Below are 22,812 nucleotides of genomic sequence, written 5' to 3'. Positions count from 1 at the left end.
GGGGCAGCGCGGGGCGGAGCGGGAGGTCGTCAGTGGTACGAGGGGAGGGGAGGGTGCTCTCGTGCGGGTGAAGTCACGCAGGGAGGGACGCTCGAAGACGCGCGAAGGCGCGAGCGTGCGAGGAGGAGCAGGGCGTCAGCTCAACAGGAACAGGACCACACACGACCGAAGTCGATGTGGGAGCGGGTGACCAGCCACTGCTGCGAATACATGCGCCCAGTTGAACAGGCATTCGGTGGTGCGTCAACTGCCGCCCGGCTGAGGCCCACAGTGTGGACAGGCTTGACAGCGGAGCGCGTACGCCGCTTATCTCAAGGGAGGACCAGTGCTGAGGGGCCTGGTCCGCCTCGTGCTCGCTGTGAAGCCGCGCCCCGTGTTCGATCCCGCATCCACGGAGCCCCAGCATGTCCGCGCAGACAGATTCCCTCACTTCGGCGTCCCTCTCCTCCACGTCCCGCTCCTCCGAGCCGAAATCGGTGGCGGACCCGCCCCGGTCCGAGCACACCGGCACGGACGACGTGCCCCGCATCGTCCCGGTGCGCCGCACGGGCCAGTGGGTGGCCGCCGCGGTCGTCCTCGTCCTGCTCGGCCTCGTCCTCGCCTCCGTGGTCCGCAACGACGCCTTCCAATGGGACGTCGTCGGGCAGTACTTCACCACCGAATCGGTGCTGCGAGGGCTCGGCCTGACCCTCTGGCTGACTGCCGTCGTCATGGTGCTCGGCTTCGCCCTGGGAACCCTGCTCGCGGTGATGCGCCTGTCCGGCAACCGCGTTCTGCAAGCGACCAGTTGGGGATACGTCTGGCTGTTCCGGTCCACTCCGATCCTGGTCCAGCTGCTGTTCTGGTTCAACATCGGCGCGCTCTACCCCGAGATCCTCGGGGTCAACACCGTGAACCTGCTCGGCCCCGTCACCGTCGCCGTCGTCGGACTCACCCTGCACGAAGCCGCGTACGCCGCCGAAGTGGTGCGCGGCGGCATCCTCTCCGTGGAGCGCGGGCAGTTGGAGGCCGCGCAGTCCCTGGGCCTGGGCCCCTGGCGCAGGTTCCGCCGGATCGTGCTGCCCCAGGCGATGCGGTCCATCGTGCCGCCGGCCGGGAACATGCTGATCGGCGCACTCAAGGGCACCTCGATCGTCAGCATCATCGCCGTGCAGGACCTGCTCTATTCCGTGCAGCTCGTGTACCACCGCACCTACCAGATCATCCCGTTGCTGCTGGTCGCCACCATCTGGTACGTCGTCGTCACCTCCCTCCTCAGCGTCGGCCAGCACTACGTCGAGCGCTACTACGCACGCGGAACGGCGGACGCCCGATGACCCCCGTACCCACCCTCGTCGTCATCGGCGCCGGACCCCGCGGCACCGGACTGATCGAGCGCATCGCCGCCAACGCCGCCGAGCTGTACGCCGACGCGCCGCTGGACATCCACCTCGTGGACCCCCATCCGGCCGGCGGCGGGCGCGTCTGGCGACACGACCAGTCCCCGCTGCTCTGGATGAACTCCATGGCCCAGGACGTCACCGTCTTCACCGACGAGACGGTGCGGCAGGAGGGCCCGGTCAGACCGGGGCCCGCCCTGGACGTATGGGCGGAGGAGGTCAGAGCGGGGCGCATCACCGTCGACGCCGAACCCGCCGTCCTCGCGGAGATCCACGCCCTGACCGGCCAGGACTTCCCCACCCGCCGGCTCCAGAGCGTCTACCTGCGCTGGTTCTACGAGGAGTCCGTCGCCGCCCTGCCCGCCAAGATCACCGTGCACGAGCACACCACCCGGGCCCTGCGCCTCACCGGCCCGCGCGACGGGCGGCAGCGGGTCTGGCTGGAAGGGCGCACCGAACCCCTCCTGGCCGACCTCGTCGTCCTCACGGTCGGCCATCTGGACGCAGAACTGGAAGACGAGCAGGCAGAGTTGTCGGCCTTCGCGCTCCGCCACCAACTGGTGCACCTGCCGCCCGACTTCACCGCCGACACCGACCTCGGCGCACTCCGCCCGGGCGAACCCGTCGTCGTCCGGGGCTTCGGACTGGCTTTCGTGGACCTGATGGTGCTCCTCACCGAAGGCCGCGGCGGCCGGTACGAGGACGGCGTCTACCACCCGTCCGGACGTGAACCAGTCCTGTACGTCGGGTCGCGGCGCGGAGTCCCGTACCGCTCGAAGATCGGCTACGGCTGGGAGGGTGAGCGCCCGCCGCTGCCGCACCACCTCGGTCCTGAACGCGTCAAGGAACTCCTCGTCGCTCCGGGCCCGTTGGACTTCCGGCGGGACGTCTGGCCGCTCGTCGCCCGGGAACTCGCCCACGCCCACTATCACCGGCTCTTCACCGCGCACCCCGAGCGCACCACCGTCGGCTGGGAGGAGTTCCAGGAGGGCTACGAAACCGCCGAGCCGGACAGCGCCGAACTCGCGGCTCTGGTGGCCCGGTCCGTACCCGATCCGGCGGACCGCCTCGACCTGGACGCGCTCGACCGGCCCCTGAAGGGCATCACCCTCCCCGACCAGGAAGCGCTCCAGGAGGCCCTGCGCGACCACATCACGGCAGATCTGACGCGGCGTCATGACGCGGCGCACTCCCCGGATCTGGCCGTGTTCTTCGGACTCCTCTCCTCCTACGTGCAGTTGATGGCCCTCGGGGACACCGGCGACAGCTGGCAGGGGTTCTTCAGCTACATCGCCTCCGGCCCGCCCGGCCCCCGGCTCGAACAGCTGATCGCGCTCTCCCGTGCCGGAGTCGTCCGCTTCCTCGGCGCCGACATGACCGTCGAGACCGACGAGGAGCAGGGCGTCTTCCGGGCGGGCAGCCCCACCGTCCCCGGCGCGCGCACCGAGGCCCGGGCACTCGTCGAGGCACGCCTCCCGTCACCCTCCCTGCACCACACCACCAGCCCACTCCTGCGCGGACTGTACGAGGACGGGGCGGCCGTCACCGTGAACGGCCTCCTCCAGGTCTCCCCGCTGGACGGCGCGATCGAGGACCGCGACGGCACCACCCACCCCCGCCGCTTCGCCCTGGGCCCCTTCACCACGGCACGCGCGTCGGGCGCCTTCACCCGGCCGCGCACCGGAGGCCCCGCGTTCGGCCAGAACGACGCCACCGCCCGTACGGCGCTCACCTTCCTGCGCGCCCTCGCCGGCCACCCCGTACTGGGCCGTGTCTGACAACGCCCGTCGCCCGCAACACGTCCGAGGAAACGCCATGTCACTCACCACCACCGAAACGCCCCCCATGGTCGAGATCCGCGCCCTGCACAAGAGCTTCGGCTCGGCCGAGGTGCTGCGCGGCATCGACCTCACCGTCCGGCCCGGCGAGGTGACCGTCGTCCTCGGCCCCTCCGGCTCCGGCAAATCGACCCTGCTGCGCACCATCAACCACCTGGAGAAGGCCGACCGCGGCTGGATCACCGTGGACGGCGACCTCATCGGCTACCGCAGGGACGGCGACAAGCTGTACGAACTGCGCGAGCGCGAGGTGCTGCGCCGGCGCACCCGGATCGGGTTCGTCTTCCAGAGCTTCCACCTCTTCCCCCACCTCACCGTGGTGGAGAACATCATCGAAGCGCCCGTCTCCGCGCTGCGCCGCCCCCGGGACGAGGCGATCGCCACGGCCGAGCGGCTGCTGGAGCGGGTGGGCCTCGCCGACAAGGCGTCGGCCTACCCCCGGCAGCTCTCCGGCGGACAGCAGCAGCGGGTCGCCATCGCGCGCGCCCTCGCACTGGAGCCGAAGCTGCTCCTCTTCGACGAGCCGACCTCGGCGCTCGACCCCGAGCTCGTCGGCGAGGTCCTCGACGTGATCAAGGACTTGGCCGAGCAGGGCACCACCATGATCGTGGTCACCCATGAGATCGGCTTCGCCCGTGAAGTGGCCGACACCGTCGTCTTCATGGACGAGGGACGCATCGTCGAGCAGGGGCCGCCCGCCGAGGTTCTCGACCGGCCCACCCAGGAGCGCACCCGCGCGTTCCTCTCCAAGGTGCTTTAGGCCGTGGGAGGCGGTTGAGGCACTCGGCCGCACCCGCCCGCTCCTGCCGCACCCGCCTTCGAACCCACGACACCTCCCCCTACGATCAGACCCCGGAAGGCCCGCATGACCACCGGCAGACCCCTCCATCTGGCCGCCGAGATCGGTGGCCCGCCCCGATACGAGCCGGACCACTACCTCGGTCTGGCGCGGCTCGCCGAGGGCGGTGCCCTCGACTACGTGACCCTCGGCGACTCCTTCGCCCGGCCCGGACCAGACGCGCTCTCCGTGCTCGCCCGGATCGCGCCCGCCACCGACCGGATCGGACTCGTCCCGACCGTCGACACCACGCACACCGAGCCCTTCCACGTCTCGTCCGCCGTCGCCACCCTGGACTGGGTGAGCCGGGGCCGGGCCGGCTGGAGTGCCGACGTGTCGTCGACCGAGGCCGTGGCCCGGCTCTTCGGGCGGCGTTCGGCCGCGCCCGCCGAGGCTCTGTGGCGCGAGGCGGGGGAGGCGGCCGACGCGGGCGCCCGGCTCTGGGACAGCTGGGAGGACGACGCCGAGATCAGGGACATCACCACCGGCCGGTTCATCGACCGGGACAAGGTGCACCACATCGACTTCGAGGGCGAGAACTTCTCCGTACGCGGCCCCGCCATCGTGCCGAGGCCCCCGCAGGGGCGGCCCGTCACGGTGATCGACGGCACCACCGCCCCCGCACGGGCGGTCGCGGCCCGCCACGCGGACGTCGTGCACATCCGGGCCACCTCGCCGGAGCAGGCAGCCGCCGCGCGGGCGGACGTCCACCGGCTGGCCGCCGCGCACGGCCGCCCGGCGCGCGAACTGAGGGTGCTGGTCGCGCTCGCGGTCGACCTCGGCGACGCGGAGACCGCGCCCGAACCGGGGCTGGAGAGCGGTCCGCCGCTGGCCGGCCACGGCACCTACTTCCGGGGCGGCCCGGTGGACCTCGCCGAACTCATCTCCCAGTGGTACCGGGCGGGCGCGGCGGACGGGTTCCACCTCACCCCCATCACTCCGGCCCGCGACCTCGAAAGGATCGTCAACGGAACCGTGGCCCTCCTCCAGCACCGCAGCCTCTTCCGCACCTTCCACCCCGGCCACACCCTCCGTGAGCACCTCGGCCTCGCCCGCCCCGCCAGCCGCTACGCACTCGCCCGGACGGCGGGTGAGCGACGATGACCGAGCACCGGCAGATGCATCTGGCCGCCCACTTCCCAGGCGTCAACAGCACCACGGTCTGGTCGGACCCCCGGTCCGGCAGCCAGATCGACTTCGCCTCCTTCGCACACCTGGCCAGGACCGCCGAGCGCGGCAAGTTCGACTTCTTCTTCCTCGCGGAGGGGCTCCGGCTGCGCGAGTACGACGGGCGCGTCCACGACCTCGACGTCGTCGGGCGGCCCGAGTCCCTCACGGTGCTGGGAGCCCTCGCCGCCGTCACCGACCGGCTCGGGCTCGCCGCCACGGTCAACGCGACCTTCAACGAGCCGTACGAGCTGGCCCGCCGGTTCGCCACCCTCGACCACCTCAGCGGTGGTCGCGCCGCGTGGAACGTGGTCACCTCCTCGGACGCCTTCACCGGCGAGAACTTCCGCCGCGGCGGCTTCCTCGACCGCGCGGACCGTTACACCCGGGCCGCCGAATTCGTCGCCACAGCGCGGGAGTTGTGGGATTCCTGGACTCCCGACGGGACACCCCGCCCGTTCGTGCACCAGGGCCGGCACTTCGACATCTCCGGCGAGTTCACCGTCCCCCGCTCCCCGCAGGGGCATCCGGTCGTCATCCAGGCCGGGGACTCGGACGAGGGCCGCGAGTTCGCGGCCGGTGCCGCCGACGTCATCTTCACCCGGCACGGCACCCTGGAGGCCGGACGCGCCTTCTGGGCCGACGTGAAGGGGAGGCTGGCGAAGTACGGCCGGGACTCCGACGACCTGAAGATCATGCCCGGTGTCACGGTGGTGGTCGCCGACACCGACGCGGATGCCCAGCAGTACGCCGCCGAGATCCGCCGCCTCCAGGTCTCCCCGCAGAACGCGATCCTCGCTCTCGAACAGGTCTGGGGCCGAGACCTGTCCGCGTACGATCCCGACGGGCCGTTCCCTTCGGCCGACCCCGAGCCGGACACCGGGTTCGTGCAGGGGAGGGTCCGGGTCGCCGACCCGTTCGCCGTGGCCGCGAAGTGGCGGGCGCTGTCGGAGGAGAAGGGACTCTCCATCCGGGAGACCGTGATCGAGAGCGCCACCCGGCAGTCCTTCGTCGGCAGCCCGGAGACCGTGGCCGCCGGACTGACCGCCTTCGTCGACCAGAAGGCGGCGGACGGCTTCATCCTGGTGCCGCACCTCACTCCCGGAGGCCTGGACGACTTCGTCGACCGGGTCGTCCCCCTCCTCCAGGAGCGCGGAGCGTTCCGCTCCGAGTACACCGGTTCCACCCTGCGGGCACACCTCGGGCTGGCTGAACCCGTATGGAAAGGTTGAGCGCATGAGCAAGAACGCGAACGCACGGCAGGAGTGGCAGAGCTGGCACGAGGGGCGCACCGCCGCGGTGGCGGCACCCTACGGGCCGCTCTCGCTGGCCGGGACCCACTGGCTCGCCGACTACCCGGAAGGGCGAATTCCGGCCGTCCCGGGAGAGTGGCGCACGGACGGCGACGATCTCGTGCTGACCGCCGGCCCCGAGGACGGCCTGACCGTCGACGGCAAGCCGCTCACCGGCGACATCCGTCTCGGCCCGGACTCCGGGCCGGTCGACGACGCCCGGGTGGCCCTCGGCGGACGGCGGTTCTTCGTGCTGCGCCGCGAGGGTCTCTGGGCGGTACGGGACTTCGACCCGGCGACGCCGAACCGCCACGCGTTCAGGTCGATCGAGGCGACGCCGTACGACGCGCGCTGGAGTCTGTCCGGCACCTTCCGCCGGTACGAGGACCGCACCGTCCGGGTGAAGAACGCCGACGGTGTCGAGCGCGGTCTCCAACTCGCGGGCGAGGCAACGTTCGTCGTGGACGGAGCCGAGCACACCCTCCAGGCCGCGGTCGAACCGGACGGCTCGCTGTGGATCGTCTTCGCCGACGCGACCAGCGGCGTGGGCAGCTTCCGGTTCCGCTTCCTGAGGCCGGCCGCCCCGGCGGCGGACGGCTCGGTGACGGTCGACTTCAACCGCGCCCTGCTGCCGCCCTGCGCCTTCGCCGATCACTTCATCTGCCCCTTCCCGCCGCCGGGCAACACCCTCCCGATCGCCGTCCCGGCGGGGGAACGGAAGCGTCTTGACGGCTGAGGTCGCGTTCGACCGCCCCGGCCCCGGTGGCCCGCACGCTGCCGGGGCCGGTGCATCTCTTCGTTCCGTACGGCCCGGGGCGGCCGAAAGGCGCCCTTGCGCCGCGCGCGGCCGGTCCCAAATACTCCCAACCAGCGCTTGTCAGGAACACGGCATCCGCATAGCGAACATCTGTCGGAAGTCCGACGCCTGACTGCGCCTCACGGGTCCGCCACCCCACGGACGGGCCCCTGATTCCCCCTTGGAGGAACGCGAAGTGAGGATCAAGCGCAACACCCCCCTCAGCACCACCGCCAGACGCGGCAGGGTCGTCGCCGTCGCCGCGGGTCTGATCGCCGTAGCGGCGCTCGCCGTCCCCGCGGCCAACGCCGACTCGGCAGGAACGTACAGCACCGCCCAGCTCGCCAGCGCGAGCGACGCCGTGCGCGCGGCCGACGTCCCGGGCACCGCCTGGAGTGTCGACCCCGCCACCAAGCACCTCGTCGTCACCGTGGACAGCACGGTCACCCAGGCCGAGATCGCGAAGATCAAGGAGACGGCGGGAGACGAGGCGGGCGCCCTGCGCGTCGAGCGCACGGCCGGCACCTTCAGCAAGCTGATCTCGGGCGGCGACGCGATCTACGCGAGCAGCTGGCGCTGCTCGCTCGGGTTCAACGTCCGCAGCGGCAGCACCTACTACTTCCTGACCGCCGGGCACTGCACCGACGGCGCGGGCACCTGGTGGTCCAACTCGGCCCACACCACCACGCTCGGCACCACCTCGGGCTCCAGCTTCCCGGGCAACGACTACGGCCTGGTGACGTACACCAACAGCAGCGTCACCAAGAGCGGCACCGTGGGCAGTGTGGACATCACCGGCGCGGCCAACGCCACCGTCGGCCAGTCCGTGACCCGCCGCGGCTCCACCACCGGCATCCACAGCGGCACGGTGACCGGCCTCAACGCCACCGTCAACTACGGCAACGGGGAGATCGTCTCCGGTCTGATCCGCACCAACGTGTGCGCCGAGCCCGGCGACTCCGGCGGCCCGCTCTACTCCGGCACCCTGGCGATCGGCCTCACCTCGGGCGGCAGCGGCGACTGCACCTCGGGCGGCACGACCTTCTTCCAGCCCGTCACCGAAGCACTGAGCGCGTACGGAGTCAGTGTCTTCTGATCCGACGGGTCCGCCGGTGCCCACGAGTGCCGACGGACCCCATGGACCCGGCCCGTGGCGCGTTCCGTGACCCCGCAGCCGCGTCGAGCCCCCGTTCGCCTCGAACGGGGGCTCCCGCGCGCCCCCCGCCGTGCGGGATGATGGCCGCACGGTCGGACGCAGAGGAGCGACGGGGGCGGACACCATGTCCGTACGGGGGATGCCCTCCGGCTCCCGCAGACACCCAGGGGGTTCGAGGCCCGTGCATCGCATCGGAGTGACAGGACACCGTTCCATCCCCCCGGCGGCCTACGCCCAGGTGCACGAGGGCCTGTGCGAGGCGCTGCGGGTGACCGGGGGGTCGTTGGAGGCGCTCTCCAGCCTCGCGGTGGGAGCCGACCAGCTCTTCGCCCAACTGGCCCTCGCGCGCGGCGCGCGGCTGACGGCGGTGATCCCCAGCGACGACTACGAGAAGTGCTTCGAGGAGGAAGACGACCTCGCGCGTTACCTCATGCTCAAGTCGCTGGCCGGGCGGGAGGTCCGGCTCGACTACCCGCACTCCACCGATGAGGCGTACTACGCGGCGGGCACCTGGATCGCCGACCACTGCGACCGGCTCGTGGCCGTCTGGGACGGCCTCCCGGCCCGGGGGCTCGGCGGCACCGGCGACATCGTCACCTACGCACGCGCCCTGGGCCGCCCGGTCACGGTGATCTGGCGCGAAGGCGTGCGCCGCGACTGAGTGACGCACACAGGTAGGTGACGTTCCCTCATGTACGGTGGCGGGCCAGCCAGTCCGTGTGCTCGGGGGAGACGATGCGCTCGGTCTCGAAGACCGCGACCGGCCATTGCCGTTCGGTGAGCGAGGTCTCCATCGCCGCCTGCATCGACTCCAGATCCTTCTCGACCACGGAGTGCGCCGAGATCAGCGGGTGGTGGCGGCGCGTCTCGTTCCAGGCCAGGCAACCCGCCGCGGCGGCGGACAGCACCCCGGTCAACCCGAAGGACCGGCCGGTCCCGAAGGTCTGCAGCAGGCAGAGGGTCAGCGCGGGCACCGTCAGCGCGGCCACCGTGCTCGACCAGACCAGAGCGCCCCGCCGGGAGACCAACTGCCGTCTCCGGTACCAGCGCCGCTGCTCGATCAGCCGGTCCCGGATGTACGTCTCCTTGCGCACCGTGTACGCCTTGTCCCGCAACTCCCGCATGGATTCGGTGATGAGGCCGCCGTCCGGCCCGTCGAGGCCGTCGCGGGGATCGTTCCAGCCGGCCTTCCGTAATTCCTGGAGGCCCTCTTCCAGTCTGCTGGCGAAGACTGCCTCGGGGTGCTGCGTGGTCGTGTCGAACGGTGAGCCGTGCACGGCGTAGCGCCAGCAGTTCGACTTGATGAACTCCGCTGCGGAGCGGTTGAGTTGCCAATGCGACTTTGCTTTGCGGTGCGAGGCGACGAAGGTGATGACCAGAACCCCGGCGTAGGCCAAGGCCCCCAGTAGGTCCAGCAGTTGGAGCGAGTCCCCGACCTCCACCCCCCACGGCAGGGCGGCCGGCACCGCACCGAGGACGAGAAGGGCCAGCTGCGCACGGTTCGTGTTGGTCGCCTCCCGCTGCCGGGCGACCGCGACGGCGTCGGTGCGGTGGAAGAGTTCGGGCAGGTCGTCGGTACGGAACACCATGGACCGGAGTGGTCCGGGAATGGCCATCTTGCTGCCCCCGCCTGCAGTGATGTAGGTCGTCGCCCCTCCGCGCGGCACGGTTCCTCACCGGGGACCGGTCGGATGCCCGTCGCGTCCCGGTCCGGTGGGTCGTGCGCGTGCGACCGGGTCCACGAGAGTAGGGGGCCTTTCGCCGGCCCTGCAACGGCGCCTTCCGGCCGTTTGTCGTCACATGGGGTGCATGGGTCGCGTGAGGTTCACTCAGGCTGGAATTCCTCAACTCATATGCAGAGTAGGTAAGTTGAGGCACAATGTCGTGCTGTGCAGACCATTGGGGCTGGGTTCGGGTGAGCGGGCGAGAGCATGAGGGGAACCCTCTGGATGCCATGGTCCAGCGCAGGGTGCGGCGCAGCCCTCTGCTGTTCGTCACCCCCTTGGTGCTGCTGGGCGCTCTGACCGCCCTGCTCGTCTGGGAGGCGGTGCGGGCCAATGTGTCCGCCGGTGCGCGGGAGACCTGGCCCTGGCGGCTCCAGCTGCTCGACGCGCAGATCCTGGGCAGCCTGCTGGCCGTCGCGCTGGGGGCGGTTCTGGCCAGGGCGCAGTACGCCCGCTCCACGCGGCCGCATCTCGGGTCCCGCGGCGTCTGGAGCAAGGGGCTTCTCCAGGGCGACGCCACCGCCTGGCGGGTGGGCCTGTTCAACGGCGGTCCGCACGTCGCGCTGGTCGAACGGTGCGACTACCTCGTGGTCCTGCCCGGGGACAGGGGCAGGGAGGGAGGCGGGGGACGGGGTGCGCGGGAGCGGCGCTGGGTGAACGTCGAAGAGGCCGCGTCACTCCTGGGCGAGGCCGGTTTCGTCGTGGCGGAGGACTTTCAGTTCGTCGAGTTCGGTGCCGGATTCCCGCTCGTCGGAGGCGGTGGTTACGAGACGCTCCTCGTGGGCGCCTTCTCCGTGCGCTTGGTCACGGAGGTCGAGGAGCTGTCCGTCCGGTTCAGGGTCGGTGACGTCGTGGGCGACAGCCACGAGCGGACGATCGACTGTGTACGGAACGCCCGCGCCGGGGTTCACGCGCCCCTGGAGTGAGCTTTCCGCCTCCCTGCCGTCCTCCGGGTGTGGGTGGGGCGGGGCGAGTTCTACGCCGCACGGGTGTACACACAGTTGCGCGGTGATCCGATTCGTGCAGCCCTTTTTCCCGGCGCGTGCGCTGGTCGTACCCGGGGAATTCTTTCCGCCCTTCCGCGCCGGAGCATTCCCGTGCGCGGAGGCACTCCGGACCGATCACTCCGGCGGATGAATTCGACTTGATTTCGCTGCTATTAACATGTGCCGCGCCGAGTGCGCGGCTGTGCAGGATGAGAGTAAAGTCGTCACGCCGGGCTGCGTCGTCGCAGGCGGCAACCGACTGACTGTCCGTCACCAAGCCCAAGGATGGCCGTGAAGATCAACGCAACGCCCCTTTCCTTCGCTGCTGCGAAGAAGAGCCGTACGCCCCTAGTCGAGATCGACGCGCGAGGCGCCGAGGCATCCCGGAAGTTCGATCGGGTATTCGGTTCCTCCGAGGGGCGCTCTACGCAGACTTCGACTTTCAGTTCGGCACTCTGAAGTCTCGTCGTAGGGTCTTGGTCGCCCCTGCGGGGCGGCTAAAGTGGCGGAATGACAGGACCCCTGGTCCCCTTCCGTGAGATCGTTTTGAAGGTCCACAGCAGGTGCGATCTTGCATGCGATCACTGCTACATCTATGAACACGCTGATCAGAGCTGGCGCACAAGGCCGAAAACGATCTCTGACGAAGCCATTTCATGGACCGCCCGACGCTTGGCCGAGCATGCTGCCACGCATGGTCTCCCCTCTGTCTCAGTGATCCTGCACGGGGGGGAGCCGCTCTTGGCGGGGCCCGCGCGGCTGCGCCGGGTCTGCGAAGAGCTCGGCTCGGCCCTGAACGGTATCGCTGAGCTGGACCTGCGTATCCATACCAATGGTGTTCAGCTCAGCCCCCGGTATCTCGACCTCTTCGACGAGTTCCACGTGAGGGTCGGCATCTCGCTCGACGGTGACCGTACGGCGAACGACCGGCATCGCAGGTACGCCGACGGACGTACGAGCCACCCCCTGGTACTCGGAGCCGTCGAACTCCTGCGGCAGGACCGGTACCGCCATCTCGATCTCGGACTGCTCTGCACCGTGGACGTCCGCAACGATCCGGTGGCCGTCTTCGACGCACTCGCGGAACTTGAACCGCCTCTGATCGACTTCCTGCTGCCGCACGCGACCTGGGACACCCCGCCGCTGAGGCCGGACGGCTCACCCACCGCTTACGCCGACTGGCTCCTGACGGTCTTCGACCGCTGGCAGGAGCGAGGGCGTCCGGTGCCTGTCCGGTTCTTCTCCTCCATTCTCTCCAGCCTCTGCGGCGGCCCCAGCCTGACGGAATCCCTCGGGCTCGCTCCCACGGACCTCGTCGTCGTCGAGACGGACGGGAAGCTGGAGCAGGTCGACTCGCTCAAGAGCGCCTTCGACGGTGCGGCGGCCACGGGGTTCGACGTCTTCACCCATTCCTTCGACGAGGTGGCGGCCCATCCTGGGGTACGGGCGCGTCAGCTCGGCCTGGCCGGGGTCGGTGAGGAGTGCCGCAGGTGCCCCGTCGTGCGCTCGTGCGGCGGCGGGCTCTACACCCACCGCTACCGCTCCTCCAACGAGTTCGACAACCCGTCCGTGTACTGCGCCGACCTGGAGGCGCTGGTGCGGGGCATCGAGGACCGAACGGCGTCGGCGCTCGTCTCTCCCGCCCTGCTGGGCCCGGCCGGTCTGGCCGCCGAGCAGCAGGAGCTGACACGGACGTTGCTGGCAGGCCTCCACGCTCGGCTCGAAGGCCGGGCGGGCGAGCCCTGGCTGCGGGCCTGGGAGGCGGTGGGTGCCCTGGAGTCGTCCGAGGCGGGGGCCGAGGGCCTCGATCGGGTACTCGCCCATCCGTACGCCCGCGCCTGGCTCCAGGAGACCCTGCAGGGCTTCCACGTCGATGCGGACCGGGCCGCCGCGGACGCGCTGCTGCTCACCGCGTACGTGGCCGCCGGGACGCTCCGGGCCGGGCTCGACGACGCGGTGTTCGTGACCTACCGCGACGGCAGGCTCTTCCTGCCCACACTCGGTGAACTCACCCTCGGCGGCGCGGGCGACCACGGGACGGTCGTCGTGCGGGGAGTTCCCGGCGGCTTCGAGGTGGACCGCGAGGACGGCGGGGTGCTGTACGTGGGCCTCGGGGACCCGGACACCGAGGCGTGGCGCGGGGTGCGGCGTCTGGACGTGGACGGTCTGCCGGACTGGGCCGTCGACGACCTCGACCCGTACCGGAACCGTCACGCGGCCCCCGCCGCGGACCGGCTGGCCCCGGAAGCCGTCGAGGCGTTCGGCTGCTCGCTCGCGGGAGCCTGGGGCCTCGTCAAGGCGCTGGCTCCGGCGTCCGCCGAAGCCATGACGGCCGCGGTGACCACCGTCACACCCCTCGCCACCGGGTCGGAGGCGGAACTGCCGTGCGGCTACGGAGTGCTCGGAATTCCCGCGTCCGCCGGCGACCGCGAACTGGCGGTCGAGCTGGTACGTGCTTTCCGCAGGAGTGAACTGCGGGCCCTGGGCGATGTCACGGACCTGTACGCGGCGGACGGGGACTGGGAGTATCTGTCGCCCTGGGGCGGAGGGGCTGTTCCTTTCTCACGTCTGCTGGCCGAGACTTACGAACGAGTGGGTATCGCACTGCTCGATCCTGAGTTCCCGTGCGGCGCGTCGGCGGCACTCGACATGATGGACGGGGCGGCGGAACCGACCGTCCACGGAAAGCGGCTGCTGGACGTACTCCGGAAGGAACTCGGCGGCACACCAGGCTCAGACGTGTACACCAGCCCCCGGAGTCTTGAGGAGGAATGACCGGGAAAGGTCGATGAATGACCGAAGCGAAGGGGGATGGGGTGCCTACCGCTCGGGAATGATGAATTCGCTCGCATTCACTCCGTAGCATCGGATGTGGGTGCTCACACAGGACGGGGGTCGTGTGCACGCATGATGCAACAGCGAGCGTCGGACCATCGGCCGTACTTCTTCCTCAGCTACGCGCATACACCGGGGTACGGCGGTGGAACGGACCCCGATATGTGGGTCGAACGCCTTTTCCAAGATCTCTGCGGCCATGTGATGGCCATGACCGATCTTCCCGCGGGCACGCCGGCGGGTTTCATGGACCGGGAAATACGATCCGGCGAGGGCTGGTCGGAACGGCTCGGCTCGGTGCTCGCCACCTGCCGGGTCTTCGTTCCGCTGTTCTCGCCGCGCTACTTCGCCAGTGAGATGTGCGGCAAGGAGTGGTACGCCTTCGAACAGCGGGCGATCCATCATCGCGCCCGCTCCAACCAGTCGGCCGAGGCCATCGTCCCGGCGCTCTGGGTCCCGGTGCCGCCCAGTCAGTTGCCGGGCTCCGCCGAGCGGATCCAGTTCAACCACCGGGACTTCGGGGAACGCTACGTCAGCGACGGTCTCTACGGGCTGATCAAGCTCAGGCTCTTCGCCCAGGAGTACGAACGAGCCGTCTACGAGCTGGCCAAGCGCATAGTCACCGTCGCCGACACCGTGCGGATCGACACCGGGAGACCCGTCGACTACCGACTCGCCCCCAGCGCGTTCGGCTCCCGCAGCAGCGGTGCGGGAGCGCCGAAACCGATGCGGATCACCATCGCCGCACCGACCCGCCACGATCTTCCGCCCGGGCGGGACATGGCCTACTACGGCGACAACCCGCACGACTGGAACCCCTATCATCCGGCCGCCGCGCGCCCACTGGCGTACGTCACCGAAGAGCTCGTACGCTCGCTCAACTACCAAGCGGTGATCGGCTCGTTCGACGAGGACACCGGACAGTCCGAGGGCAAGCGGGCGCCCACCACGCCGGAAATCCTCATACTCGACCGATGGGCGCTCCAGGACGAGGACCGCCGCCGCAGGCTCGCCGCCTTCGACGCCGAGGACAGACCCTGGGTGATTCTGGTGGTGCCGTGGAACCGGGACGACCCACAGAGCCCGGACGCGGAGGCGGAACTCACGGCGATCCTCGAACGGACCCTGCCCGTCAAGATGAGCCAGGGACGCGCCTTCTGCCGCGTCGCGGCCAAAGGAGTGCCCAGCATGGAGGCGTTCGGCCAGATCCTGCCCCAGGTCGTCGAAGTCGCCGCGCAGCAGTATCTGCGCAACGCGACCGCCTACCCGCCCGGCATCGGCGGCGGGCACAGTGAACGCACCCGACTGACGGGCCCCATGGGCAACACGCAGTTCATACCCGACACGCTCGACTCTGGGACGCAAGCGGAGGACGTATGACAGCCGGTCGTGACGGGCGGATCGTCACTTTCTACTCGTACAAGGGAGGCACGGGGCGCACCATGGCCCTGGCCAACACCGCCTGGATCCTGGCCGCCAACGGCAAGCGGGTACTGGCCGTCGACTGGGACCTGGAGGCACCGGGCCTGCACCGGTTCTTCCACCCCTTCCTCGACCCCGCCACGCTCGGCGCCACCACCGGCGTCATCGACCTCATCACCGACTACGCCTGGGCCGCCACCAGCCCCGTGCAGCGTCCCGACGACTGGCACCGCGACTACGCGCGCATCCAGCAGCACGCCGTCTCCCTGACGCCGGAGGCGCTCGGCTGGGAGTTCCCCAGGGGAGGAACGCTCGACTTCGTCTCGGCCGGGCGCCAGAACCGTGAGTACTCCGCCGCCGTCTCCACGTTCGACTGGGACAACTTCTACGACCGGCTCGGCGGCGGGAACTTCTTCGACGCCCTGCGCGACGACATGAAGGCCAACTACGACTACGTCCTCATCGACAGCCGTACCGGTCTCAGCGACATCGCCGACATCTGCACTGTCCACCTCCCCGACGTACTGGTGGACTGCTTCACCCTCAGCGACCAGTCGATCGACGGAGCCGCATCCGTGGCCCGCCAGATGGCCGAGCGCTACACAGGGCGCCCGATCGCCATCTACCCCGTCCCGATGCGCATCGACGAGGGCGAGAAGGAGAAGGCCGACGCCGGGCGGGCCCTCGCCCGCTTCAAGTTCGACCGGCTGCCGCGCGACCTGTCGGGCGACGAACTCACCGCCTACTGGGGCGCGGTGGAGATTCCGTACCGCCCCTACTACGCGTACGAGGAGACTCTCGCGACCTTCGGCGACGAAGCAGGACTCTCCAACTCGCTGCTCTCCGCGTTCGAACGGCTCGTGGCGGTCATCACCGACCAGGAGGTCACCGCCATGCCGGCGGTCGCGGAGGACGTCCGGCTGCGCATCCGCGACGCATTCATCCGGCGCCGGCCCACCCTCCCCGCCGACATCTTCCTCAACTACGTCGCGGAGAACCGGATGTGGGCGGACTGGATCGAATCCGTCCTGACCCGGGCCGGTTTCCGCGTCGTGCCGCGCGACGTCTCCACCGAGCGGGAGGACCGGGAACCACCCACCACGGCGCCGGACACCGCCGCCCGTACCGTCGTGCTGCTCTCCAGCGCCTACCTCAAGTCCCAGCGCGCCACGGAGCTGTGGCAGCGGGCCGCCGCCGAGGACCAGGGCGGAGGCCGGCGTCAGGTCCTGTTCCGCGTCGGAGACGTCCGACTCACCTCGTCCTACATCGACCGCAACCCGGTCGACCTCTTCCGGCTCGACGAGACCCATGCCGTGGCCGCCCTGCTGCGCGCACTGGACCGCCCGGCACAGCTGGCCGACGGGGCGGCACCGGGGCCCAGGTTCCCCGGCACGGTCCCGAAGATCTGGAACGCCCCGCCGCGCAACCCCGGATTCACCGGCCGGTCCCTGGTGCTGGAACGCATGCGCGACCAGCTCGGCGGCGGCATGGCGGTGGTGCTGCCCCAGCCGCAGACCCTGTACGGCCTCGGCGGCGTCGGCAAGACGCAGGTGGCGCTGGAGTACGTGCACCGCTTCATGGCCGACTACGACCTGGTGTGGTGGATAGCCTCCGAGCAGACCGACGACGTGGTCGCCGGACTCGCGGAACTCGCCTCCCGGCTGGGAGCGCAGGGCGGCGACGACATGGCGGCTGCCTCCAAGGAAGCGGTCGACCTGCTGCGCCGAGGGGTGCCCTCCGACCGGTGGCTGCTGGTCTTCGACAACGCGGACGACCCCGAGCGGATCAGACGCTACTTCCCGCAGGGCGGCTCCGGCCACATCCTGGTGACGTCCCGCAACCAGACCTGGTCGCAGCACGGCGACGCGCTGCCCGTCGACGTCTTCCTGCGCGAGGAGTCCGTCGAACACCTCCGCCGCCGGGCCCCGGGGCTCAGCCAGGAGGACGCCGCGCGGGTGGCCACCGCGGTCGGTGACCTGCCGCTCGCCGTCGAACAGGCCGCCGCCTGGATCGCGGAGACGGCGACCCCCGTCGACACCTATCTGGACCAGCTCGCGGAACAGGCCGCCCAGGTGCTGTCCCTCAACCAGCCCGCCGGCTACCCGGAACCCGTGGCCGCCACCTGGAACGTCTCCATCGAGCGTCTCAAGGAGCGGTCGCCCGCGGCGGTGCGGCTGCTCCAGCTCTGCGCCTTCTTCGCGCCCGAGCCGATCAACGCGAACCTCCTGTACAGCAAGGAGATGATCGAGGCGCTCAAGCCCTACGACTCCTCCCTCCAGGAGAAACTCGTCCTCGGGAGGGTCATCCGGGAGATCGGCCGCTTCGCGCTCGCCAAGGTCGACCAGGTCTCCAACTCGATCCAGGTGCACCGGCTGGTGCAGGTCATCATCAAGGAGCAGCTCAGCGAGGAGGAGCAGCGGGAGGCCCGGCACGTGGTCCACCGCGTCCTGGCGGGGGCCCGGCCGGACGACGACGAGCCGATCGACAACCCGGAGAACTGGGCGCGGTTCGCCACCATCTGGCCGCACCTGGGACCCTCCGGGGCCCGTCACTGCGGGGAGCCGGAGACCCGCAGGCTGCTGATCGACCGCGTCCGCTATCTCTGGAAGCGCGGCGACGTCCGCACGGCGGGTGCGCTGAGCACCGAACTCCGCGCCACCTGGGCGGAGATGCTGGGCAAGGAGGACATCCAGTACCTCTACCTCTGCTTCCACATCTCCAACATCCTGCGCACCCGGGGACGTTACGTGGAGGCGAAGGAGCTCGACGAGATCACGTTCCAGCGCCAGCGCGACATTCTGGGGCCGGAACACCCGCACACCTACATGACGACCAGCAGCCTGGCCACCGACCTCGGCATGCTCGGCGAGTACAGCCGTGCGATCGAGCTGGCCACCGAGGCCCGTGACGGGTTCAGCCAGATCTTCCACGACGCGCATCCCCGGACCCTCGCGGCAGCCAACAACCTGGCCCTCAACCTGCGGCTGATCGGGCAGTACTCGCGAGCCCGGGAGATCGACCAGGAAGTGTACGACCGGCGCAGTGAGGTGCTCGGTCCGGAGCACCCCTACAGCCTCCAGTCGGGCCAGAACCTGGCGCGGGACCTGCGGGACGTGGGCCGGTACGAAGACTCGGTCGCCCTGCTGAGCCGGGTCTACGACAGCCTCAAGAGGACTCTCGGCCCTTCCTTCCCCGGCACGCTCTCGGCCGCCAAGGCGCTCGCGGTGGCGCTGCGCCGGGCGGGGCAGCTGGAGGACGCCCGCAGGCTGACGCTGGCCACCCGTGCCAGGTACCGGGCGAAGTACACGTCCGCCAACCCGGAGTCACTGGCCTGTGACCTGAACCTGGCGGCCGACTTCTACGCGATCGGTGAATCCAGCCAGGCGAGGGACACGGCGAGAGAGGTGGTCGAGCAGTACCTGCTGGTGCCGGGCGAGAGGCACCCGTACACCCTGGCCGCACAGAACAACCTGGCCGTCTACCTGCTCGGCACGGGGGAGGCGGAGGAGGCGGCCAGGACGTCGCGGAAGGTCGTCGACCTGATGCGGGAGCTGTTCGGCAGGGAGCACCCGCACACGCTCTTCTGTGTGATGAACCTGGCGAACGCGACCGCGGCGCTCGGGGACGAGGAGCTGGTACTGGAGACGGAGCAGGCCCTCGCCGGGCAGCTCGCGGAGGCTCTCGGGGCGCAGCACCCGGAGACGCTGGCCATGGTGGGGAACATGGCGGTCACGCTGGAAGACCTCGGCCGCCGGGACGAGTCCCAGAAGGTGCGGACGAGGATCGTCACGGAACTGGCCCGTCAGCTCGGTGACGATCATCCGATGACCCGGATCGCACGGGACGGGAGAAGGTTCGAGCGGGAGCTGGAGCCGATCCAGGTCTGAGCGCGCGGTGAGGGCGGGCCACCATCCGGTAGGCCCGCCCTCATCTTGCGGTCGAAAGGCTTCGGTGGAAGCTCAGTTCATCGAACCGACGCTGGACTCACGTTCGTCCAGGAGCCAGTTCAGGACTCGCGGGAGTACCGACAGGGCGTCGAAGTGCGCCGCGCTCGGTTCGAGCACGGTGGTCGCGCCCGGAATCCTTCCCCCCAGCCAACGGGAGTGGCTGGCCGGCGAGAAGACGTCCTTCTCGCCGTGCCAGAGCATCACCGGGCAGGTGATGTCGGCCGGGTCGAAGCCCCACGGTCTGCTGAACGCGATGGCGTCGTCGATCCAGCCGTACGCCGAAGTCCGGAGTCCCTCGCTGTAGTTGCGCAGCAGCAACGAGCGGATGCCCGCGTCGTTCACCACCACCCGGTCGGAGTCGGTGAGTTCGCGCCGCAGGTCGTCCAGGAGCCGTGCCGGGTCGACCCGGATCTGGGCGGAACGGACGATGAAGGACTTCGTGAGGCTGTCCGGGTCGGCCGCCGCGGTGGAGTACGCCAGCACGTTGGAGGCGGCCATCCCCTCGAACCAGTCGAGCCCGGGGGCGTCCCACGGGGCCAGGGTGACCAGCGCGGCCGCCCTGGTCACCCGGTCGGGCATCAGCGCCGCGCAGGCCAGGGCGTGCGGGGCGCCGCCGGAACGGCCCACCACGGCGAACCGTTCCAGGCCGAGGGCGTCGGCGATGGCCCGTACGTCCTCGACGACGTCGCTCACGGTGCGGCCCGGGTGCCGGTCGGACTCGCCGTAGCCGGGCCGGTCGTAGGTGATGAGCTGGGTCTGGCGCTGGTACATGACCATGCCGCGCGGAGCGGGCCCGAGCCGGCTGCCCGGCGTGCCGTGCAGCAGGAAGACCGGTCTTCCCTGCAGATCCCCCTGACGCTCCACGATCAGGTGACGTCCGTCCGTCACGCGCACCCGATTGCGCACCCCGTACCTCCCCGAATCCCCGGCCTGCCCGGGCGCGGTGTGCCCGGCGCGTGCTGCCTCATTTCGATGATGAGTCATCAAAGGCGTTATGCGCACTACTTGTTGGGAGGTAAATGGGGTCATACGGTGTGTGCGCCCCCAGGAGGTGCTCCCGGGGTTCCTGAGGCGCCGGGACCGGCGCCGGAGCCGGCGGTCCCGGCGGCGCGGGTCCGCTCGTGGCGCAGGGAGAGCAGCAGTGTCAGGGCCGTACCGGCCACCGCCCAGGCGGAGAGGACCAGCAGGGAGCCGGTGACCGCGTTGCCCCGGAAGTAGGCGATCGAGCGGGCCACCCAGGTGCCCGCGCCCGGGGGCAGGGCCGGGCCGATCGCGCGCCAGAAGTCCGGCAGCATCGGCAGCGGGAAGGCGCCGCCCGCGCTCGGGTTGCCCGCGATCACGATGATCAGGACGGCCAGGCCGATGCCGACGATGCCGGTCAGCGCCTGCAGGGCGAGGGTGATCATGCCGGTGGCGAAGACGACCAGCGCGCCCAGCCCCGCCAGTCCCCAGAAGCTGCCGGGCAGCGCGCCGAGGACGGGCCCGATGATGATCGCGCCGCCGATGCCGCCCAGCACCGAGTACACCGCCATGACCAGGGTGCGGATGAGCGCGCGCCGGAGATTGGCCGGCCGGGAGCCCGCGCTGATCGCGAGGATCGAGGCGCAGAGATAGCCGCCCACGCACCAGCCGACGACCAGGTAGAACGACGAGAGACCGTCGAAGTCGTCCGAGGAAGCCGGGGCCACGTCCACGGTCCGTACCGTGCGCCGCTGCTGTGCCATGGCCTGGGTGGTGATCTTCTCCAGGGAGGTGGCGAGCGCGGAGCCGCCGCCGGAGGCGACGAACAGGGTGTCGGTCGTGCCTGACGGGTTCACCACCAGGGCGCCGTCGATCTCACGGTTCATGATCTGCCGGTGCGCCTCGGCCGCGTCGTCGACGGCGCGCGGGTCCAGCGGGCCGCCCGGTAGCTCGTCCAGGCCGGTGATCAGCTGCTGGGACGCCTGCGGGGGAGCGACCACGCCGAAGGGGACGTCGGTCGGCACCGGCCGGTGCAGCGCGCCCACGTAGGAGGCGATGAAAAGCAGTTGGAGGACCAGGACACCCAGGACGAGCAGCGCGGCCCGGGGGGTGACGGCCTGTCTGACCTCGCCGGCGAAGTTCATGCCCCCACGCTCGATCCGACCGGCACTCCGCGCAGGCGGTGCGGGCCGAATGGCGCAAGGGCCGGGCCCCCGGCAACCGGCTTCCCGGCCCCCGGCCTCCCCCCGGCGCCCCGCCCCCCGTCACGCGGCGGGCGGGTGCCTGCGGGGCGCCCCGGACGGTGCGGGGGCCAGGCTCGCGGGCCGTACGGCCCCGGCGCCGAAGCGCCGACGGGCCCGGTCGGAGGCGGCTTCGGCGGCGCGGGACCGGTCGTCGGCCGGGTCCAGGGAGAGCTGACGCGGGGCGTCCTCTTCTGGGGAGAGGGCGTCCGCGCGCAGGGTGTACGCACGCACCCGGGCACGTTGCAGGCCGAGCGAGTCCAGCAGTCCCAGGGCCGTGCCCGCGAGCAGGGGGGAGTGGCCGGTGGGTTCGGCACAGGTACGGGTCCGGGTGCTGGACGTCCGGTCGGCGTACCGCACGGTGAGCGTCAGCCGCCCGGCGACCCGGTGCCCGGCGCGCAGGCGCCCGCCCAGCCGTTCGGCCAGCCCCAGGACAGCCCGGTGGTGCAGCCCGGGATCGAGGCAGTCCCGGTCGAGCACGGAATCGACGGAGAGATGGGCCGTCGGCTCCTCGCGCACGACCGGACGGGGGTCGCGGCCGTGCGCGCGCTCGGCCAGCAGCCGGGCGGGACCGGCGCCGAGCAGACGCTGGAGCGTCAGCGGCGGCAGATCGGCGATCTGGCCGATGGTGTGCACGCCGTACCGCCCCAGCGCGGTCGCCGTGGCGCGGCCGATACCGGGCAGCGCGGCGACCGGGCGGGGGCGGAGCCAGGAGTCCGCCCGGTCGCCGGGGACCTCCGTGGTCTCACCCGGCCCGGACGCGTCGGCCGCCATGGCGGCCAGCATGCGGTTGCCCGCGAGCCCCGCCCCGCACTCGATCCCGTACAGGGCCAGCAGCCGGAGCATGACCAGCTGGACCAGGTCGTACGGGGGCAGGCCGAAGTACCGCAGTGCCGAGGTGAGGTCCAGCTGTACGGCGTCGGGCGGGACGGCTTGGACGTGCGGGGTGATGCCGGACATCAGCTCGACGATGCCGGCGTACCGTTCCTCGTCCGGTAGCGCGTACAGGCGCAGATGGGCGATGTGGCGGCGGCGTGCCGGGCGGGGGTCCGTCATCCCGCGCTCCCCTGGCTGGTGTGGCCGAGCTTGCGCAGGTCGGCCGAGCGGCTGCCGGCCGGCTGGAGGTCGGCGTACGGGTGCAGCCGGGCGCCGGAGGTGCCGTTGGCCAGGGTGCGTCCCGGCTGTGCGGGCGTGGGGTGCGGGCGTTCCCCGCCGAGCAGCGCGAGCGCGG

Annotated in this window: 17 protein-coding genes; 13 read left to right on the top strand and 4 right to left on the bottom strand. The window is 70.8% G+C overall.

Annotated elements, in window-relative coordinates; all coding sequences use genetic code 11:
• Positions 1-404 precede the first annotated feature (404 nt).
• The 8 genes from ACWD3D_RS09795 to ACWD3D_RS09760 all read left to right on the top strand — a co-directional run bounded on the left by ACWD3D_RS09795 (position 405) and on the right by ACWD3D_RS09760 (position 9,127).
• On the top strand, positions 405-1,316 hold the full coding sequence (locus ACWD3D_RS09795) for an amino acid ABC transporter permease (RefSeq protein ID WP_451460383.1): 912 nt from the start codon (positions 405-407) through the stop codon (positions 1,314-1,316).
• On the top strand, positions 1,313-3,157 hold the full coding sequence (locus ACWD3D_RS09790; protein WP_451460382.1) for an FAD/NAD(P)-binding protein: 1,845 nt from the start codon (positions 1,313-1,315) through the stop codon (positions 3,155-3,157). The genes ACWD3D_RS09795 and ACWD3D_RS09790 overlap by 4 nt, the downstream gene beginning before the upstream one ends.
• Positions 3,158-3,224: 67 nt before the next feature.
• A complete protein-coding gene (locus tag ACWD3D_RS09785) occupies positions 3,225-3,977 on the top strand; it encodes an amino acid ABC transporter ATP-binding protein (protein ID WP_451460389.1) in 753 nt (250 codons plus the stop codon).
• A gap of 105 nt (positions 3,978-4,082) precedes the next feature.
• Complete coding sequence (locus tag ACWD3D_RS09780; RefSeq protein WP_451460381.1) at positions 4,083-5,159, top strand: LLM class flavin-dependent oxidoreductase; 1,077 nt, start codon at positions 4,083-4,085, stop codon at positions 5,157-5,159.
• Between the two features lie 14 nt (positions 5,160-5,173).
• Positions 5,174-6,454, top strand: coding sequence for an NtaA/DmoA family FMN-dependent monooxygenase (locus ACWD3D_RS09775; RefSeq protein ID WP_451460388.1), 1,281 nt, complete (start codon positions 5,174-5,176; stop codon positions 6,452-6,454).
• A gap of 4 nt (positions 6,455-6,458) precedes the next feature.
• Positions 6,459-7,250: a DUF1684 domain-containing protein gene (locus ACWD3D_RS09770; protein WP_451460380.1), complete on the top strand. Its 792-nt coding sequence runs from the start codon at positions 6,459-6,461 to the stop codon at positions 7,248-7,250.
• Positions 7,251-7,506: 256 nt separating this feature from the next.
• The gene (locus ACWD3D_RS09765) at positions 7,507-8,406 is read left to right on the top strand and encodes a S1 family peptidase (protein ID WP_451460379.1); all 900 of its coding nucleotides are present in this window, start codon (positions 7,507-7,509) and stop codon (positions 8,404-8,406) included.
• A gap of 241 nt (positions 8,407-8,647) precedes the next feature.
• Positions 8,648-9,127 carry a hypothetical protein gene (locus ACWD3D_RS09760; protein ID WP_451460378.1) on the top strand — a complete coding sequence of 160 codons (480 nt, stop codon included), beginning with the start codon at positions 8,648-8,650 and terminating at the stop codon, positions 9,125-9,127.
• Between the two features lie 28 nt (positions 9,128-9,155).
• On the opposite strand, the gene ACWD3D_RS09755 is transcribed toward ACWD3D_RS09760, so the two are convergent.
• Complete coding sequence (locus tag ACWD3D_RS09755) at positions 9,156-10,055, bottom strand: DUF4231 domain-containing protein (RefSeq protein ID WP_451460377.1); 900 nt, start codon at positions 10,053-10,055, stop codon at positions 9,156-9,158.
• A gap of 365 nt (positions 10,056-10,420) precedes the next feature.
• Here ACWD3D_RS09755 and ACWD3D_RS09750 point away from each other — a divergent pair, with 365 nt between their 5' ends.
• The 5 genes from ACWD3D_RS09750 to fxsT all read left to right on the top strand — a co-directional run bounded on the left by ACWD3D_RS09750 (position 10,421) and on the right by fxsT (position 19,320).
• The gene (locus tag ACWD3D_RS09750; protein ID WP_451460376.1) at positions 10,421-11,116 is read left to right on the top strand and encodes a hypothetical protein; all 696 of its coding nucleotides are present in this window, start codon (positions 10,421-10,423) and stop codon (positions 11,114-11,116) included.
• Between the two features lie 345 nt (positions 11,117-11,461).
• Positions 11,462-11,635: an FxSxx-COOH cyclophane-containing RiPP peptide gene (gene fxsA, locus ACWD3D_RS09745; RefSeq protein ID WP_451460375.1), complete on the top strand. Its 174-nt coding sequence runs from the start codon at positions 11,462-11,464 to the stop codon at positions 11,633-11,635.
• Positions 11,636-11,686: 51 nt separating this feature from the next.
• Positions 11,687-13,951, top strand: coding sequence for a radical SAM/SPASM protein FxsBH, inactivated beta-hydroxylase extension form (fxsBH, locus tag ACWD3D_RS09740; RefSeq protein WP_451460374.1), 2,265 nt, complete (start codon positions 11,687-11,689; stop codon positions 13,949-13,951).
• A 132-nt stretch (positions 13,952-14,083) separates the two neighbouring features.
• Positions 14,084-15,391 (top strand): TIR-like protein FxsC, encoded by a 1,308-nt coding sequence (locus ACWD3D_RS09735; protein ID WP_451460373.1) that lies wholly within the window; start codon positions 14,084-14,086, stop codon positions 15,389-15,391.
• Entirely contained in the window at positions 15,388-19,320 is a 3,933-nt protein-coding gene (fxsT, locus tag ACWD3D_RS09730; protein ID WP_451460372.1) for an FxSxx-COOH system tetratricopeptide repeat protein, read from the top strand. The genes ACWD3D_RS09735 and fxsT overlap by 4 nt, the downstream gene beginning before the upstream one ends.
• A gap of 72 nt (positions 19,321-19,392) precedes the next feature.
• Here fxsT and ACWD3D_RS09725 read toward each other — a convergent pair whose 3' ends face one another.
• From ACWD3D_RS09725 to ACWD3D_RS09715, 3 genes are all read right to left on the bottom strand, one after another.
• A complete protein-coding gene (locus ACWD3D_RS09725; protein ID WP_451460371.1) occupies positions 19,393-20,286 on the bottom strand; it encodes an alpha/beta fold hydrolase in 894 nt (297 codons plus the stop codon).
• 119 nt (positions 20,287-20,405) lie between these two features.
• Positions 20,406-21,485, bottom strand: coding sequence for a DUF3533 domain-containing protein (locus tag ACWD3D_RS09720; RefSeq protein WP_451460370.1), 1,080 nt, complete (start codon positions 21,483-21,485; stop codon positions 20,406-20,408).
• Between the two features lie 120 nt (positions 21,486-21,605).
• Positions 21,606-22,637, bottom strand: a complete 1,032-nt coding sequence (locus tag ACWD3D_RS09715) for a DNA polymerase Y family protein (protein WP_451460369.1) — start codon at positions 22,635-22,637, stop codon at positions 21,606-21,608.
• Positions 22,638-22,812: the final 175 nt, after the last annotated feature.

The sequence above is a fragment of the Streptomyces sp. NPDC002690 genome, from assembly GCF_053592415.1.
Note: the sequence above shows the minus strand (reverse complement) of the source record. Positions and strands in the feature narration are given on the sequence as shown.